Genomic DNA, 17,312 nt, shown 5'->3' on the forward strand with positions numbered 1-17,312 from the left:
CAGCCTCCGGTCTCAATCTTCTTCGTGGAAATCGTATTTGCGATCCAGCTTGTTCATTTGCCAGACGTATACAAAAATCAGTACAACGAAGGTGTAAATCGAGCCCTGTTGAGCGAACCAGAAACCCAGTGGGAAACCACCAATTTTGATGGTGTCGAGTGCATCGACAAAAAGGATGCCGCACCCATAGGACACTACAAACCAGATGGTGAGCAGAATAGACAGAATTTTGAGATTTTCCTTCCAGTAGGCCGCTTTAGCCTCCGTCCCTATTTGTGCTTGATCATCATGTGACATATTGGTTTACCTTTATTTATTTTTATTTACACCCATCACAATAGACCCAACATCAAACCCTCGATATTCGACTTTGGTCAAAATATAGCACCATAAAAAACAGACTTTAGTCTAAAGCCGATACGCAACTTGGTTAGGAAATTACGGCTTAAGTAACTTATTTTTCGAGGTAAAAAGCGTTTTTAATGTACAAAAGGTTTTAATTTCACAAAACCGATATAAGTATGCACACATTGCCACCACTTAAATTTTCTTGACGCATTGTAATATTAAGTAGTGATACGTGACCCCGAAACAAAAATCATCAACTCAAGCTGGCCAACAAACCGAATCGGGAGAAGATCGACGATTTAGAAAAGCACTACGATTTAGAGAAGAACCATAACCAGGAGAAAAATGATGACGAAGGGAGAACAATGGCTAAGCGCAATGCAGAGATTGAGAAACGAACTGGAATGAAGGATACAGTAAAACTTGAACGTGCAATCAAATCAGGCCACTTGAAGCAACATACAACCATCCCGGGATGATTCCCGGGTGATCATTTTCAGTTCGCGTTTTGCTTTACTGCGCTTGGAACTGTTGGTTTTCTCATGGACGCCGCCTTTTCGCATGATCGGGTGACATGCATGCATGTTTCGCTTTTTGCTTGATATCTTCACGTTGGAATCCTTCAATAAACTCTGTAATAGAATGAAGAACCTCGACCTGTAAATGTCGAAGTCGTTCGCGATTCTACGCTCATTTTTTTCAAAATAACATCATCTCTTCCAAATCATTTACGCGCTTTGAATTGACTAGTTGGTCGAGCCGCGGAGCATGCTCGGCTCTGAAAAATTCAAAGTAACTATTGGAGGGGTCAAGGGTCGGCAAGCCTGTTTCCAGGCTGATTCGACTGGTTACTACGCCTTCCGGCATCGGCATATCAAATTCAGTTTCGTTTTGCAGTGCTCGCCCCATGTAATCTATCCAGACAGGTAAAGCAGCACGACCACCAAACTCATATTTTCCAAGGGTTTTCGGCTCATCAAAGCCAACCCATACACTAGTGGCCAGATTGCCGTTAAAGCCTGAGAACCATGCATCATGTTGATCATTAGTGGTGCCGGTCTTGCCTGCCAGATCCTGCCGCCCGAGTACTCTGGCCCGCCGCCCCGTACCCTTCTGAATGACATCTTTGAGCATACTTTGCAAGATAAAAACCGACCTTGGATCAACCACTGGCTCGCTTCTTGGCGTATCCGCCCGTTGATAAATCAGTCGACCATTTTGCTTTACCTGCTCGATAAGATAGGGCTCCAGGTCATAGCCACCGTTAGCCAACATGCCATAGCCTTTGACGACCTGAAGCGGTGTCAGTGCAGCACTCCCCAGAGCCAGGGCCAGATTACGATCCTGGGCACTCACGTCAAAACCAAAACGCCCCAGAAACTCCTCCGCATAGGACAGACCGATATGATCAAGTAGTCTGATGGAGACCATATTACGGGATTCATACAATGCCTGCCTCAAGGGAATTGCCCCCTTGTAACGCCCACCGGAATTTTGTGGACGCCATCCCCCTGTACCGTTATCGAATACAACTGGCGCATCATTCATCCGGCTAGCAGCGGTGAGCCCTTTTTCCAGCCCTGCCAGATAGATAAACGGTTTGAAAGTGGAGCCAGGTTGTCGTCGTGCTTTAGTCGCCCGATTAAACTTACTGTGGTGAAAATCATACCCCCCCTGAAGTGCACGAATGGCACCCGAGTGAACATCCAGAGACACCAATGCCCCCTGCACTTCCGGAACCGCTTTATCAGGATCAGTTTTTGACTCTGCGCCACTGAAACCATGGCGTTTATCGTATGCCTCAAGCCCGTTTCGCAAAGCTGAAGTCGCAGCACGCTGGAGTTCACTGTTTACCGTCACCGTTATTTCATAGCCGTCTGTATAGGTACCCTCGCCATAACGCGCCAACATTTCTTCCCGCGCCATATCGGCGACATAAGGTGCGTTTAATTCTGAACGCTGACCATAATATCTTGCCGTTATGGGCTGCTCTTTTGCGAGGCTGATCTCTTCTGCGCTGATATAACCCAGCAGCGCCATGCGATCCAGAATCCAGTTTCGTCGGATCAAAGCTCGCTCCGGGTCAGATAGTGGATTGTATTTGGACGGCGCTTTTGGTAATCCCGCCAACATCGCCTGTTCTGCCAGGGTCAACTCTGAAATTGATTTCCCGTAGTACACTTGTGCTGCAGCGGCAATGCCATAAGCTCGATGGCCTAAGTAGATTTTATTGAAATACAACTCGAGTATTTCAGATTTGGTAAGCTCCTGCTCGATCTGAATCGCAAGGAATATTTCGGTTAACTTGCGTTTTATGGTTCGCTCAGGACTTAAAAAATAGTTCTTTGCCACCTGCATTGTAATTGTACTGCCCCCGGAACGGATGCGCCCGGTTGTCAACAGTTGTACAACACCTCGGGCGAGACCTTTAAAATCAACACCCGGGTGGTTATAGAATCGACTGTCTTCCGCAGCCAGAAAAGCTTGAACCTGAGCGTCGGGAACATCTTCAAAGAGCACTGGAATTCGTCTTTTTTCACCATATTCGGCAATTAACTTTCCATCTTCAGATAGAATTCTCAAGGGAGTCTGAAGCTGAATATTGGCTATTCGCTCGGCTTTGGGTAAGTCACCCGGCAGTATTAAAAATAGACCCAGTAGCAATGACAGGCTGGCAACCAGCGACAACCACAGCGCGTACTTGCCCATGCGCTTCAATAGTGAATGTTTCGATTTGTTTTGCGGATTATCCAATCCTGGTTGAATGTTCACAGCATCTCTCTTTTTCAACATTTGGATTTCTCGGAGATCGATACTGGCTTGATCAAGCAAACCTGATCGGCCTTGTTGCTATTCAGCATACGGTGAGAATCTGTTGATTAGCTATCCAAATTATGGCGAATTATGGCCATATCATTGGTGCACAAAGTGTAAACGCTGAATCAAAGGAATCGAGTTCCACGCAAGACAGATGTTTCCAGGGTATTTTATTAAGAAATAAAAAAGGTCAATTTCGCCAGATAAGCGACAGAGCAAACAGCTTATCAGTATGGCCGCACACGATACTCAGAGCCCAATAGGGGCTGTATCTACGGCCATTAGTCTAGCCTTGCGAAACACCGGAAGTAGAGCAGAAAAAACTGTTCCAACCCTTCGCCCTTGATCACAGATAATACAAAAGCAAGTAGCATGAAAGCAGCACGGCCACCCAGAATACCATAGTTTCCGTAGGCCATAGTCGCGCAAAATAGCCGGTCGGACGGTCTGGGCTATACAGGCTTTTAACACCCGCTGTCAGCTTGTCGACAAGCTGCAAATAAACACGCTGGTAGATCAAACTTATCCCGGACACGGCACGATGGACAAAGGCTGGTGCGAGCTTGCGATAAAACCACTCCACATCAATATTTGTCGACCGTAGTTCCGGCGGGTACAGCCCCTTGAGATTTAACCAGACAAACGCCAATGCGGAGAAAAAAAGCAATTGCAACTGGGTCAATACATGGGTGACATCAAACGGCCAGTATCCTGTTTCATACGGCAGCATCTGGTAAAGCACATTCGGAAAGCTACCGATCAAAATACAGAGCGTGGCAGCGATGGTCATTGCCACTAACATATTCAATGGCGGCTCCCGGGTACGAATGCCGGAATCATGTGCGAAGAAGGCAAAGTATGGAATTTTTATCCCGGCATGATGGAATACCCCTGCGGATGCGAACAGCAGCAACAACCAGACCCAGTCATAACCATTTTCAATCGCTGCAGTCATAATCATCGACTTCGACACAAATCCACTAAACAAAGGAAATGCCGATATCGATGCCGCACCAACGATGCAAAGCACCGTAGTGACCGGCATCGATTTGTACAGGCCGCCAAGATCAGAGCCATTAATCCGCCCTGTCATATGTAACACAGCCCCCATGCTCATCATCAACAAGCCCTTGAAGATTACATCATTGAAGGCGTGGGCCACCGCACCATTGATTGCAACGGCAGTCCCTATGCCCACGCCGACAACCATAAATCCAATCTGGTTGATCATGCTGTAAGCCAGAACCCGCCTCAAGTCATTTTCAATCACGGCGTAGAAAATGGGGAAGCATGCCATTGCAGCACCGATAAAAACCAGCAACTCAGTACCCGGATACCCTCTCGCCAACGCATAAACCGCTACTTTTGTGGTGAAAGCCGTTAAAAATATCGTACCGGTGGGAGTTGCTTCCGGATAGGCGTCTGTAAGCCAGTTATGAAAAAACGGGAACGCACATTTAATTCCAAATGCAATAAAAATACACCAGGCCGCGACCCCCTCCAAACCGGAATGTCCCAGACCAATTTCGGTAAACAACAGCGAGCCTCTGGTCTTTAACAACATCAGCAATCCGGCCAGTAACAATACCCCGGACGAAACCTGGATAATTAAATACCGGATACCGGACTGAAAAGAGCGATCAGTTTTTCGCGCCCAGATCAGAAATACGGATGTCAGCGCCAATAGTTCCCAATAGACAAACAAGGTCAGCAAATCGCCCGCCAATACAGCCCCGACTGCGCTCGCAGCATAAGCCAGCCCGGCCACTTGCTGCACGGTATCCTTGACATGAATCGAATACACTAAAGCAATAAATGCCGCCAGATGAAATAGTTTGGCGAAGATCAGGCTAAGCGCATCCACTTTCACGGGCAGTAACGCATAGCCTAAAAACGAATACGCGAGATCTTGCCCGGGTTCCAGCTGAAACAAATACCAAGCGCCCAAAACCACAAACAGGAGCATGAGTACAGTACGCATTGTTCCCCGGAAAAAGGCGGCGGCTATGGCACCCAGGATCAGCGGTAAAACCGGATAAATCATCATGGCTCCTTGCTTTCGGGGTTGTTTACGTCGTCATCACGGGTTTGGTTATCGTTACCATCACTGATTGAAGTTTGATCATAATAATGTTCATCACGCATGAGCACTTTACGCATCTCTTTCGCGATCACCACCAGCAACACACAACCAACAAAGCCATAAAGGGGGTAAAATCCAGGCAAGTTCTCAAACGGCTGGACAATATGTCGATGCACAACGAAATCGAGTAAAAACAAAACAGCGCAACAAACGTAAAACACCCTGAGAACAATTTTGACATTCTCAGGTTTATCAAAAAAATGCTGTTTATCATCGTGTTCCGGTTTCATTCAATATCTCAACGTAAACTGATTAAGGTTGTGTCCCCAGCGGTATGCGCCCCACAAGTTCAAACAAGGGTGTCGGATAGAAGAACATGACCAGACAACCTGTCGCCGTCACCCCCATAGCGATCAAACAGGCTACAGGTGCCTCTTTCAATCTGGCAGTTTTGGCTTGATGTTCACTGCCAAGTGCGCCGTCCGTCAGCATGGATCCACTTTTGTCGCCACGATAAAACGCACGGATTGGAATGGGTAACAGGTAAGCAATATTGAGCAGCGAACTGATCATTAGAATGACCACGATCGCGAGCTGCTCCGCTTCAAGCGCACCGATAGCCAAAAACCACTTGCTCCAGGTGCCCCCCATGGGGGGTAAGCCTATAATACTGATACTGCCGATCAAAAAAGCGAGCATGGTGAAAGGCATGGCCCTGCCAAGACCAGCCATATCACTGATTTCGGTTTTATGACTGGCAACCATAATGGCACCTGCACAGAAAAAAAGTGTAATCTTGCCAAGGGCGTGAGTCGCAATATGCATCGCCCCTCCCAGCACGCCGGCAGAAGTGGCCAGCAACGCACCAACAATAATGTAACTGAGTTGACTTACGGTTGAATAGGCCAGTCTGGCTTTGAGATTATCCTTGGTCACGGCGATGCAGGAAGCCAGCAGCACCGTAAGCGCCGCGATATAGAGTAAAACATCGGCAATCGGGATACTGGACACCAGATCAATACCGAAAATGTAAACCACGACCTTTAACACAGTAAATACCCCGGCTTTCACAACCGCCACGGCATGCAGTAATGCACTCACCGGTGTCGGTGCGACCATCGCCGAAGGTAACCACCGGTGAAATGGCATGAGCGCAGCTTTGCCAATCCCGAAGCAATAGAGCGCCAACAAGATTCCCAGTGCCATTTTCGACACGTCCGATGAGAAAACGCCTCCAGCCTGAAAGCTGAGGGTTCCGGCGATATTCCAGGTTAACAAAATAGCAAATAACAGGAACGCTATGGATGTGAAGAGCAGTATTCCGAGATAAGTTCGGCCACCTCGTTTGGCAGCCTCTGTGCCTGCGTGAGTGACCAGCGGATAGGTTGAAAGTGTAAGCACTTCGTAGAAAATAAATAGTGTCAGTAAATTTTCTGCAAACGCAATTGCCATCACAGAGCTGATCGCTAACGCAAAACAGACATAAAAACGCGTCTGGTTTTTTTCGTGATGACCTCGCATATAGCCAATCGCGTAGATGCTGGTAATAATCCAGAGAAAACTGGCTACCAATGCAAACAGCATCCCCAAGGGCTCGACCGAAAATGCGAGCGGTATCTCTGGAAGCATGTTGACCCAGGTTACAGCGGCCCGCTCACCTGCCATCACCGCGTCATACAGCGAAACAACCAGCGTAAAAAGCACCGTTGCGGTTGTCAACGTGATTGCTTCACGGATATTTGGCCATTTACCGCAGGCCAGAACAAGCACTGCACCGACTAATGGTGTGACGATGATCCAGGTGATTATGCTCTGTTGCTCGATCACAGCGGCACCTCTCCCTCTAATCTGCCTGACTCAAATAACCATTGGGCGGCCTCACTGGCGGCATGCAAAGTAAACTGCGTATCAATACCAAAATAAACATTCGCTGCAACCAGGGCCCACATCGGTATCAACATTCCCATTGGCACTTCGCTGACTTGCTCATAACGTTCAGGCAAGGGCTTGAAATAGGCCGCTTCGATTACTCTACCGATATAAACAATCGCCAAAAGTGAACCACCCAATACCAACGCGGCTACCAACCAGTTATTTTGTTCCAGCGCTGCCGAGACCAGATACCATTTACTGATAAAGCCAACCGTCAATGGCACACCGATTAAACTCAGTCCAGCAAGCGTAAACGCAGCCATTGTCCAGGGCATCTTTCGGGCAAGACCATTAAAAGCCGAAATCTGAACCGAACCGACCCGGTAAAACACCGCGCCGAGTACCATGAATAATGCCGCCTTCATCAAGGCATGATTGAATACATGCAGCAAACTGGCCATTAAACCAGCCACACTGGCAAGACTGATTCCGAGGACGATATAACCGATTTGCGCCACACTGGAGTAGGCAAGCAATGTTTTGATATTGTGTTGAAAAACCGCCATTATCGAACACTTGTAAATGGCCGTTATAGCCAGGATCAGCAGTATTAATCCCATTCCCATTTCCTGGAAGACATAATCACTGCCGAAGATGGTAAATATAAACCGTATCATCACGTACACGGCAACTTTGGTTGCGGTCCCGGCCAGAAATGCTGAAACAGCCGATGGTGCGAAGGTATAGGCCGGAGGTAACCACAAATGGAGCGGAAACAGCGCGAGTTTCAAACTCACCCCCACCATAATAAATGCCAATCCGGTGTTAATGGTTCGGCTTTTATCATAGGCAGCGACTCGATCAGCCAGATCCAGCATGTTCAGTGTGCCGGTTTTCATGTAAAGCATTCCGACACCAATCAGGATAAACGTTGCGCCAATGGTTCCCATCACCAGATAACGGAATGAGGCCGTAAGGCAACGTCTATCCGAAGCCAAACTCACCATCGTGTAGGTCGAGAGTGAAGATATTTCCAGAAAAACAAATAGATTGAACGCATCACCGGTAATTAAAATACCGGACAACCCCGTCAAACAGAGTAAATGTGCAGTAAAATACAAAGCTTGATGCGCTTCAGGAATTTCCTTGGCAACACTCATACGTGCCCAGGTTAACACCACACTGCTAATCCCCGAAACAATCACCGAGAGCAGTGCGCTTGCAGCATCAATACGCACCTCGATACCCCAGGGAGGCGCCCAACCGCCCACGTGGTAACTGATTACGTTTTGCTCCAGAACCTGCTCCAGCAGCAACAAGCTCACGCCGAAACAGATCCAACTCACCAAAGTGGAAAATGACCAGCAGAGGCTGTTACGCCCGAGCAACAGACAAAGTGGTGCAGCAATCAGGGGGATGATTACCGGTAAAACAGCAATATGTTCAAGTAGCATTAACACTGGTCATCCTGTTCCTGGATTTCATCTTCTTCAACTGAACCGTACGATTCCTTTATGCGCACAATTAACGCCAACCCGAGCGCAGTAGTTGCCACCCCTACCACAATTGCAGTCAGGATAAGGACATGGGGTAAAGGGTTTGAATACTGGACAATTCCCTCAGCGGCTATCGGTGCGGTTCCTCCCGAGACTTTACCCATCGAGATATAAAACAAAAATACAGAGGTCTGAAATATATTGAGTCCAACGATTTTTTTCACCAGATTATTCGCTGAGATAACCACATAAAATCCAGTCATCATCAAGAACACCACAATCCAGTAATTGTAATAGTCCAATAAAAAATTCATGCTCAAACCGCTCTCACCGCTCTACTGGAAAAGGCATAAAAAATATTCAACATCACCGCGAAAACAGTAATACCCACGCCCAGTTCGATTAACAGAATTCCTAAATGTTGACCCGCTACAGGGTCAGCAGCCAATACACTGTAATCAAGAAACGATCCCCCCAAAAGCAAAGCAGCACAGCCAACACTCGCATAAATCAGAACGCCAAGAGGTGTTAGCCAGCGCAACACGGCGGGACTGACAACGTCTGCGGCATCATCCAAACCAAACACCAGCGTATAAAGAATAAACGCCGCACTGGCTATCACTCCCGCTTGAAACCCTCCACCGGGACCAAAATCACCATGAAACTGGACATACAGGGCAAACAGGATAATTTGTGGAATAATGCGTTTAGCGATCACGCGTAATACCAAGTGATCTGTAAAGCCATTGCCCGGTGAGGCCTCTTCGCTCGTATCCCGCTTTACCTTGCGCCGAATACCCAGCAAGGCCAGAACCCCCACAGCCGCAGTGAAGACAACCACGGTTTCGCCCAACGTGTCATACCCCCGATAACTGGCCAAAACAGAGGTAACCATATTCGGTACCCCCACCTCAGTAGGAGACTGCTCAATGTAGCGCGGCGCGACATGTTGGTGGACAGGATTATCAGCCAGGCCAAACGGAGGCATATCAAGTGTGCCGTATAGCAACGCGGCCCCCGTGGCGATCACAACCAGCAAAGGCAACATTGATTTACGGTGGTGGCGGCTCTCTTTTTCGCGCCGTTCCGTCAGTGCCAGCGTTCCGAGCATCAGTACCGTCGAGATCCCGGCTCCAACCGCAGCTTCTGTAAATGCAACGTCCACCGCATCCAGAGATACGAATATCGCAGCAGATAAAAAACTATAGATGCCGAAGAGCATTACAACTGCAAACAGGTCTCTTAAAAATATGACTCTCAGGGCAGTAAGGGCAAGCATGGCCAACAGCACCAGATCAATCAGTTCAGCCATTGGGCGCCTCCGGAGACTGCCCATCTGGTGCAGACCTTTCGAGCGGTATTTGGGGCGAAACATGCTCCGGAATTGTTAATAAACCACCATGCCTGGCAGCCTTGGCGAGAGCATGGGATGCGGTGGGGCTGGTTATGAGCAGGAATAATAGAATGAGCAGTAGCTTCACCGACACCAGGCTCCAACCCGCCTGAAACAACAAGCCGCTGATAATCAGCAATGTTGCCATACTATCTGTGATACTGGCCGCATGCACCCGAGTGTAAAAGTCCGGAAAGCGGAATAGACCCAAAGCACCACTGATGCCAAAAAATACGCCACCAATCAATAGCAGCCAACTCAAACCATCCCAAATCCATGTCATTATTATTGCCCCTATAACGCCACTATTGAGGTGCGGTATATTCAAAAAAGCGTAATACGGCGATCATGCCGATGAAATTGATCAATGCGTAAACCAGAGCAATGTCCAAGAAGTCCGGTCGCCCCGTTAAAAAACCAATACAAGCGATAAATAACACTGTTTTAGTGCCGAACATGTTCACCCCCAAAATTCGGTCGTAAACAGTCGGTGCAAAAAATGCTCGGGCGAGGGCGAAAGCCATGATGAATAAAATTGATATACAAACAGCAGCAAACATCACCCTTCCCTCACCTTGGCAATTCTACGTTCCATATCACCGCTCTCCAGATCCTGGATAGATTGTTTATCCAGGGCATGAACGGTGATGACATCATCCACAATATCGATACTCAGCGTTCCGGGCGTAAGCGTTATGGAATTAACATAGAGCACCCGGCCCAATTCGGCATTACGATCGGTAGAGATAAGCGCAACCGTGGGCGATAGCTCAGGCTTTTTGCTCCAAACCAAACGTACAACGTGGTAGCTTGATTTCACAATCTGCGCCACCAACCAGGCACAATAAAGCATCAGCTTGGGACCCAGATATACCGATTTGATTTCACCGTCGATCGTATCCATCCGCTTGACGATGCAAAGCACCAAAACAATGGATAAGCCACCAAAGAATAGCATTAGCGGAATGAACATACCTGACAATAGAAGCCAGAATACAGTTAACGCCGCGCCCCAGCCGAGAATGTGGGGCCAGGCAATTGGAAGTGATGGAGAAGTGGCTCCACTTTTTTGCAAAATGCTCTCCTTAACCGGACTGCTTCTAAACTCAGAATTCACGATCTAACGTACAACTTAAGGAACCGCGATCAGTCTCTCAACAGGATAGCAGCGACAGAATGCTGTTGTCATTATCACTTTAGCTATATTAATTGCTCTATATCAAGATAGGGTTTCATTTGCTTTATTGATCAAAGCGCTGCCGAATGAAATTCGCCCGTTTACGATTGACACCCAAATCAGACAACCCCAACCGGGCAGCAGAACGGATATGACATATTTTTTCTTCAGGTATCAACAACAACTCCAAATCATCAACAAACCCCAATACAGAAGATGAGCACTCCGCGTGAAGGTAAAACCCATCGTTAGCCACAATATTGACCCCTGGCATAGATCCCAAAATGGCCTTGAGCTTGGCCCAGGCAACAGAGGGCTCATAGTTAAACTGCATCGGTTTGATAAAATGTCGCCCCTCACTTTGACTGGACACACAATTTGGTTTCCAGGAACAAGGCGCGAGTTTACCGTCTCGCGCACCTAAATATTTCGGTCGACGACCTGCCAGAATCCCCATAAATTCACATTCCAGAATCGACAAATTAAGCTGTTATTATCAGTGTAGCGCGACTTTCAAATCTGTATTGCGTTTGCACTAAATTCCTGATTTCCGGGAAACGCTCAATGCCGTGTTCATCAGGTCGGCATTGCGATGAATTAACTCCAGAAATTCTTGGGCTGGCAAAGGCGGACTGTAGTAATAGCCCTGAATCAAGTCACACCCGTTTGCCGCTAACCACTGTAATTGCGCTTCCAGTTCCACACCTTCGGCTACCGTTTCCAATCCCAGGGATTTCGCGAGCTGAATAACCGCACGACAGATTGATTGGTCTTCAGCACTATCCTGAAGATGCATCACAAATGAACGATCAATCTTCAACGTATCGACCGGGAAACGACTCAAGTATGCCAGAGATGAATACCCGGTACCGAAGTCATCTATCGCTAATTTCAACCCCAAAGCTTTCAGACGAGTCAAGGCATCAATCGTACTTGCACCGGAAGTCATCAACATCGATTCTGTCAACTCAAGCTCGATTGTGGCGGGGTTGATCCCGGTCAGTTCCAGTAAATTTTTTATACGCTCCACTAATGCGCTATCACGAAATTGCTGCGGCGAAAGATTAACCGCAATACGCATTTTCTCATTAACCGTCATCTGCCATTTGGTGGTTTGCATAACTGCCTGTTCCATGACCCAGGTACCAAGAGGATGGATTAGCTCATTCTCTTCCGCTATCGATATGAATTCATCTGGCGGAACAAAACCGTAAACCGGATGAGGCCAGCGAACCAGAGCCTCAGCACCAATAATTTGACCGCTAACCGCATCAACTTTTGGTTGGTAATACACCCTCAATTCGGCCACTTCTATGGCCCGCTTTAATTGACTGGCCAAGGTATTCCGCCGTTGATAAAGCTCCCCCAGATCCTTTTCAAAACATACAGTCGCACCTTTACCCTGCTCGGCAGCCATACGCATGGCGATTTGAGCATGCCGGAAACAGCTGTCCATTCCTGATTCACTCTGGATGGTTGCCTCACTATTCCGCAGGGCCTCGCCATCGAAAGTTGCAATACCCGCAGGCGCAGTCAACGCCATCTGCTGCTCATGAAGCGTAAACGGGCGACTTAGATTGGCAAAAATTTTTGCGCTGTATTGATGCGCTTTTGCCAGAGCCGTATTTCGGAGCAACAAGGCAAACTCATCCGCCCCCACCCGGGCAAACATTACATTGACAACTGTTTCTTCACCTTTGCTCAAGTCCTTCAGAACAGACTTCACTCGCTCGGCAACCGTACGGAGTACCCGATCCCCCGTCAATTGCCCGAACGTCTCATTTATGACACCGAAATCATCCAGGTCAAAAACAACGATGCTATGTTGGCTACTCTGAACCACTGACCGTTGCGCCACACGCCTGAGTTCATCAAAAAACATAACCCGGTTAGGCAACCCCGTCACAGGATCATAAAAAGCCAGTTTCCGGGCTCGAGCTGCATTGCTTTTTTCTCGCGTTATGTCTTCAGCATAGATGTTGATATAGCCTTTACGGGGTACTGGAACCAACAACAGCTTGAAGTAACGTTTCAATGCCTGGATCACCATTTTCCGGGATCGCCCATTCGCCATTACTTTGCTCAGAAACGTGCACCATCGACTCGGCAATCGTTCGTCCACCCGGGCATTCAAGACAGAAACGAACCACTCACTCGCCGGATTTGCATATAAAAGCACTCCGTTTTGATCGATTCTGAGCACCGGATTACGGTTCTCCTCCGGAAACGTTGCAAGGCTTTCGATATCCCTGTGTGCCTGATTGAGGTCTTCCAGCGACCGTTGTAAAGCGATATTGGCCGTTTCAAATTGCAATGTCCGCTCTTGCACCCGGGAATCAATTGAGTCATTCAGAAATTGCAACTCCGCCTCTTTGGCCTGCAGCTGATACAATAGTTCAAACTGCTTAATCAGTAGGTGCCTGAAACTGGACTGAACTGCACCCAATTCATTGTGATCAGAAACCTCAATCACTATATCTTCCGGATGGGTAAGTGTCTCACTCGCAAGATCCAGCTGCTCCCGCAGCCGTAAAATCGGTAACAACACTTTCATCCGGATCACACTCATTGTGATCAGCGTGACACAAACAGCAACAAGCAGGGCCACGCCAAGCGCCTGCAAGATAAATTCGATTAATGATGTGGAAATTATTTCAGCATTGACCGTTACATTGAGCAAATAGGTTTGAGAACCAGCATTGAGCACCCACTCGTACTGGATAACATCTGGCCCATGGCGATTCGGAGAATCTGTGAACTGGGCATGATAGGCATACAGGGGATCCCCCTGGTCAGAATAAAGATTAAACGATTTGAGTTTGTCACCATACACCCGGCTTAAAACATCCGGTAAGGCTTGCTGTAAGCCCCATAGCCGTGCAATCGTATCTTCAGCATAGTAATCCAGCGTATCCAGAACCGCCGCCGACGCATCGCTGCCCCGGCGCTCATATTCGAGAATAATATCCTGTTTGCGGGAAAAGTAAGACGGGAATAGAACAATAGATTCAATCAGGATGATCGATACAAACACGACCGCAGTCACCTGCCAGCATATTTGGCATCTGATCCAGTGACCGGGGTTGGAGTTGGGTATCGACATAAACAGCGAACCACGTGGTTTTAATATTCGAAGTATTTCGAAAATATAGGTTAAAAATCACCCAAACACCTAATACCTCGACACATAAGATTTGCAGGTTTCAGCAAAACGATAACCACTTACAAGTCACCTTGATCACAGACAGGCTCGAATACGTTCGGCAAACCCTTGCAGTTTCTCCGTATCTTCCATTTTGTGCCCATGGGCGCGTACCGAACTGCCATCAGCGTATCTTGGAATAATATGAAAGTGAAAATGCGGTACAGTTTGCCCGGCGACACTACCGTTGAGTTGAGCGATCATAACCCCGGGACACTCGAACGCAGACTGCACGGCAGTCGCAACTGTCTTGAGTGTTCTGGTACAGGCACCAAGACCTTCTTCAGATAACTCGAACAGTGTTTCAGCGGGTTCTTTTGGAATGACCAGAGTATGTCCGTCTGTTTGCGGCATGATATCCATAAACGCGAGGGTAAATTCATCTTCATACACAGCAATACAATTTGCTTCACCGCTTAGAATCTTGGCAAAAATGTTTTCGCTATTGTAGGGCACCATCAACTCCTTTTTCGGAACAGTCAAATTTTAAATTGCGCCTATTTTAAGGCATTATCGCTGGCAACAAAGAGGGCAACCCGTCCGTGAACACGCACTTTTACATCGTTAAACCGCTGCTGAAGTACACGCGTCAACGCGTCCAGATGATCATTCTGATTATTAAAAATGCCTTTACGATTATAAAGCGCCATCAAACGCTGCGCCGCAGCATCTGAAATAGTCTGCCAGCCTCGATGAGTGAGCGATGCCTCTTGCTCTAACGAAACACTGTTATGGGCTGTATCACCGGAACTCAGGATGGTACTGCCAAAGAGGACACCACCCGGTTTGAGGCGGGATTTCAAGTTATCAAAGACGGAGGCTTTCTCCATCATAGTACCGGGAATACAATGCAGTACGTAATTGATTGCAATGGACTCAAACGCGCCCACAGAGGATGGAATAACCTCGAAAACGTTGTGTTTGACACTCACAGGCTGATAACGCTTTATTCGGTGTGCGGTTTTGGCAAGGCAATGCTCGCTCAAGTCGAGTAGAGTGATCACAGGGGACGCATCAGGAAAAACACATCGGTCAAGAAAATAACCGGTACCCACACCAACTTCCAGGTGGTGGCTACTGATATAGCGATTATACAGGGCCAGGATTTGATCGCTCGGGCACTGCCATAAAAAGCGATTGGAAAACTTCAGTACCAAACCATCATAAACTTTAAGGGCAAGGGGACTATATACCGCCGCGGCCTTGTCCACCTTTGCTTCAAACATACTATCCATAGACTCTCCTGATACGAACTTGCCGCATCAATCCTGTTGTGCGTATCCCCAATAGGTAAATCCCGCGAACTTGGGTGTTGAAGGCACATATTGGGTATCGAGGGATTTAATCTTGAATCCAGCATCGTGCAAGAGGCGAGGTATCGGGCGATTCAAATGGCAGCCCCCTGCAACTTTATTCCAGTATGGATTTATTTTTTCCTGCCATCTACGTACGGACTCGTCAGGCGCTTCGCCATGCTCACAAAACAGAACCTTGCCACCGGGTTTTAAAACCCGACGCATCTGTTGCAATGCGGTTAACCAGTCAGGAATGGTACAGAGGGTGTAGGTGAGCAACACTGTATCAACTGAGTTATCGTCAAGCGGAATTTCCTCCCCTTTTAACCCCATCCACTCAATTGTGAGCTTACTGGCCTCAATACGGGGTGCAGCCTTTCGGCGCATACCCTCTGAAGGTTCGAGCCCCCAAATGAACTCGACTTTATCCGGATCATAGTATGGCAGGTTAAGGCCGCTGCCCATACCTACTTCCAGAATGCGCCCTTCGGCATGGGGTACAACTTTTTCCCTCTGCTTGCGCACAGGCTTGGTCCCACACGCCACATTAATCAGGTGCGGCAGGATGTAGTTTTCATAAAATGCCATGTCGCTTCCCTATTTCTCTTATCCTGTTCAGGCGAGTGAGATGCCTCGCTGCTGCCCGAGATAGGCAACAGCGAGGCGCTATTTCTTAGTCTCCAGACCCTGAATTATCTTTTCCAAGCGGTCTCCCAAGAAATGGTTTGTCGCTTTTTCCATTGCTCTGGCCAACTCCGCATGGACAGCCATCTCGGCCAATGGCCGCAATCTCCAGATTAAATCGGCAATCTGAGGTAAATCTTCCTTCGGTGGCAACGCATCATCGTCATCGTATTTTTGCAAAACGTTTTCAGCCACAAGCTTAACCAACTCATTGGCAACACGTTCAACATTACCACGCAACATCTGGATAATTTCCAGCAGATCCTCAAAAGGAATCCCCGTTGATACAAGCTCAGCACCCGCCTTCATGGTTCGCATACTGCGCACCTGAACCGTTTTGCCATCGGGCTCCAGGCGCACGAGATCCAGCTTCAAGGCCTTATCAATCGATCCGAGATTCACCTTGTTATCAAACATGGCCAACAGCTCATCAATGCCCATCAATACCGGTTCTTCATCGGTCCACGGACTGGTAAGCGCAGATTCGATCCCCATGAAGTTGCGCAAGTCAAGGCCCTGTTCCAGCGCAGCTAGCAGGTCACCGATCGTTGATAAGGTGTATCCCCGCTCCAATAAATCGCCGATCAGTCGTAATCTGGAATAATGGGCATTTGAATAAATGCCTTTGCGCCCGCGGAGTTTCGGGGGCGGTAACAACCCACGTTCCTGGTAGGCACGTATATTACGGGTTGTTGTTTCGGTTGCGCGGGCTAGCTCGTCAATGGTGTACTCCCGATCAGGAGGCGGCGCATGGGCATCCCCCTTGTTCAGATGAGGTACATACTGAGCAATAAAACTTAAAGTCGGATCTGGCAATGTCATCGTGCTTCGCCGTTAGGTCACTGAAATCACTTTCGTCATTATAACCAATTCATAAAAGGCTTTGCATGTAATTATGCACACCGAATCGCAACACGCCAAGATTGGCCCGATATATATTCACCC

General features: G+C 48.0%; 17 protein-coding genes and 1 pseudogene. All 18 read right to left on the reverse strand.

Annotated elements, in window-relative coordinates:
- Positions 1–12: 12 nt before the first annotated feature.
- The 18 genes and pseudogenes from OLMES_RS18525 to OLMES_RS18605 all read right to left on the reverse strand — a co-directional run bounded on the left by OLMES_RS18525 (position 13) and on the right by OLMES_RS18605 (position 17,189).
- The gene (locus tag OLMES_RS18525) at positions 13–297 is read right to left on the reverse strand and encodes a DUF4212 domain-containing protein (protein WP_087462628.1); all 285 of its coding nucleotides are present in this window, start codon (positions 295–297) and stop codon (positions 13–15) included.
- 491 nt (positions 298–788) lie between these two features.
- Positions 789–959, reverse strand: coding sequence for a hypothetical protein (locus OLMES_RS28065; protein WP_157678376.1), 171 nt, complete (start codon positions 957–959; stop codon positions 789–791).
- A gap of 88 nt (positions 960–1,047) precedes the next feature.
- Positions 1,048–3,120: a penicillin-binding protein 1A gene (locus OLMES_RS18530; protein ID WP_157678377.1), complete on the reverse strand. Its 2,073-nt coding sequence runs from the start codon at positions 3,118–3,120 to the stop codon at positions 1,048–1,050.
- 391 nt (positions 3,121–3,511) lie between these two features.
- Positions 3,512–5,212, reverse strand: a complete 1,701-nt coding sequence (locus OLMES_RS18535; protein WP_087462630.1) for a Na(+)/H(+) antiporter subunit D — start codon at positions 5,210–5,212, stop codon at positions 3,512–3,514.
- Positions 5,209–5,538 (reverse strand): hypothetical protein, encoded by a 330-nt coding sequence (locus OLMES_RS18540; RefSeq protein ID WP_198343029.1) that lies wholly within the window; start codon positions 5,536–5,538, stop codon positions 5,209–5,211. Before OLMES_RS18540 ends, OLMES_RS18535 begins: the two co-directional genes overlap by 4 nt.
- 22 nt (positions 5,539–5,560) lie before the next feature.
- Positions 5,561–7,075, reverse strand: a complete 1,515-nt coding sequence (locus tag OLMES_RS18545) for a monovalent cation/H+ antiporter subunit D family protein (protein WP_087462631.1) — start codon at positions 7,073–7,075, stop codon at positions 5,561–5,563.
- The gene (locus OLMES_RS18550; protein ID WP_087462632.1) at positions 7,072–8,574 is read right to left on the reverse strand and encodes a monovalent cation/H+ antiporter subunit D family protein; all 1,503 of its coding nucleotides are present in this window, start codon (positions 8,572–8,574) and stop codon (positions 7,072–7,074) included. The genes OLMES_RS18545 and OLMES_RS18550 overlap by 4 nt, the downstream gene beginning before the upstream one ends.
- Before the next feature lie 74 nt (positions 8,575–8,648).
- Positions 8,649–8,930: pseudogene (locus OLMES_RS18555) on the reverse strand (cation:proton antiporter subunit C); the annotation flags it as partial.
- Positions 8,931–8,932: 2 nt separating this feature from the next.
- Positions 8,933–9,928: a DUF4040 domain-containing protein gene (locus OLMES_RS18560; RefSeq protein WP_087462634.1), complete on the reverse strand. Its 996-nt coding sequence runs from the start codon at positions 9,926–9,928 to the stop codon at positions 8,933–8,935.
- The gene (gene mnhG, locus OLMES_RS18565; RefSeq protein ID WP_087462635.1) at positions 9,921–10,292 is read right to left on the reverse strand and encodes a monovalent cation/H(+) antiporter subunit G; all 372 of its coding nucleotides are present in this window, start codon (positions 10,290–10,292) and stop codon (positions 9,921–9,923) included. The genes OLMES_RS18560 and mnhG overlap by 8 nt, the downstream gene beginning before the upstream one ends.
- A gap of 22 nt (positions 10,293–10,314) precedes the next feature.
- Positions 10,315–10,569, reverse strand: coding sequence for a monovalent cation/H+ antiporter complex subunit F (locus OLMES_RS18570; protein ID WP_087462636.1), 255 nt, complete (start codon positions 10,567–10,569; stop codon positions 10,315–10,317).
- Positions 10,569–11,084: a Na+/H+ antiporter subunit E gene (locus OLMES_RS18575; protein WP_087462637.1), complete on the reverse strand. Its 516-nt coding sequence runs from the start codon at positions 11,082–11,084 to the stop codon at positions 10,569–10,571. The genes OLMES_RS18570 and OLMES_RS18575 overlap by 1 nt, the downstream gene beginning before the upstream one ends.
- A gap of 166 nt (positions 11,085–11,250) precedes the next feature.
- On the reverse strand, positions 11,251–11,643 hold the full coding sequence (locus tag OLMES_RS18580) for a DUF1499 domain-containing protein (protein ID WP_087462638.1): 393 nt from the start codon (positions 11,641–11,643) through the stop codon (positions 11,251–11,253).
- A 78-nt stretch (positions 11,644–11,721) separates the two neighbouring features.
- A complete protein-coding gene (locus OLMES_RS18585) occupies positions 11,722–14,220 on the reverse strand; it encodes a bifunctional diguanylate cyclase/phosphodiesterase (RefSeq protein WP_198343030.1) in 2,499 nt (832 codons plus the stop codon).
- A 204-nt stretch (positions 14,221–14,424) separates the two neighbouring features.
- Complete coding sequence (locus OLMES_RS18590) at positions 14,425–14,871, reverse strand: HIT family protein (protein WP_198343031.1); 447 nt, start codon at positions 14,869–14,871, stop codon at positions 14,425–14,427.
- A gap of 14 nt (positions 14,872–14,885) precedes the next feature.
- Positions 14,886–15,623: a class I SAM-dependent methyltransferase gene (locus tag OLMES_RS18595; protein ID WP_198343032.1), complete on the reverse strand. Its 738-nt coding sequence runs from the start codon at positions 15,621–15,623 to the stop codon at positions 14,886–14,888.
- Positions 15,624–15,650: 27 nt separating this feature from the next.
- The gene (locus OLMES_RS18600) at positions 15,651–16,271 is read right to left on the reverse strand and encodes a class I SAM-dependent methyltransferase (RefSeq protein WP_087462641.1); all 621 of its coding nucleotides are present in this window, start codon (positions 16,269–16,271) and stop codon (positions 15,651–15,653) included.
- 78 nt (positions 16,272–16,349) lie between these two features.
- Positions 16,350–17,189: a MerR family transcriptional regulator gene (locus tag OLMES_RS18605; RefSeq protein ID WP_087462642.1), complete on the reverse strand. Its 840-nt coding sequence runs from the start codon at positions 17,187–17,189 to the stop codon at positions 16,350–16,352.
- Between the last annotated feature and the right edge of the window lie 123 nt (positions 17,190–17,312).

The sequence above is a fragment of the Oleiphilus messinensis genome, from assembly GCF_002162375.1.
Taxonomy (GTDB): domain Bacteria; phylum Pseudomonadota; class Gammaproteobacteria; order Pseudomonadales; family Oleiphilaceae; genus Oleiphilus; species Oleiphilus messinensis.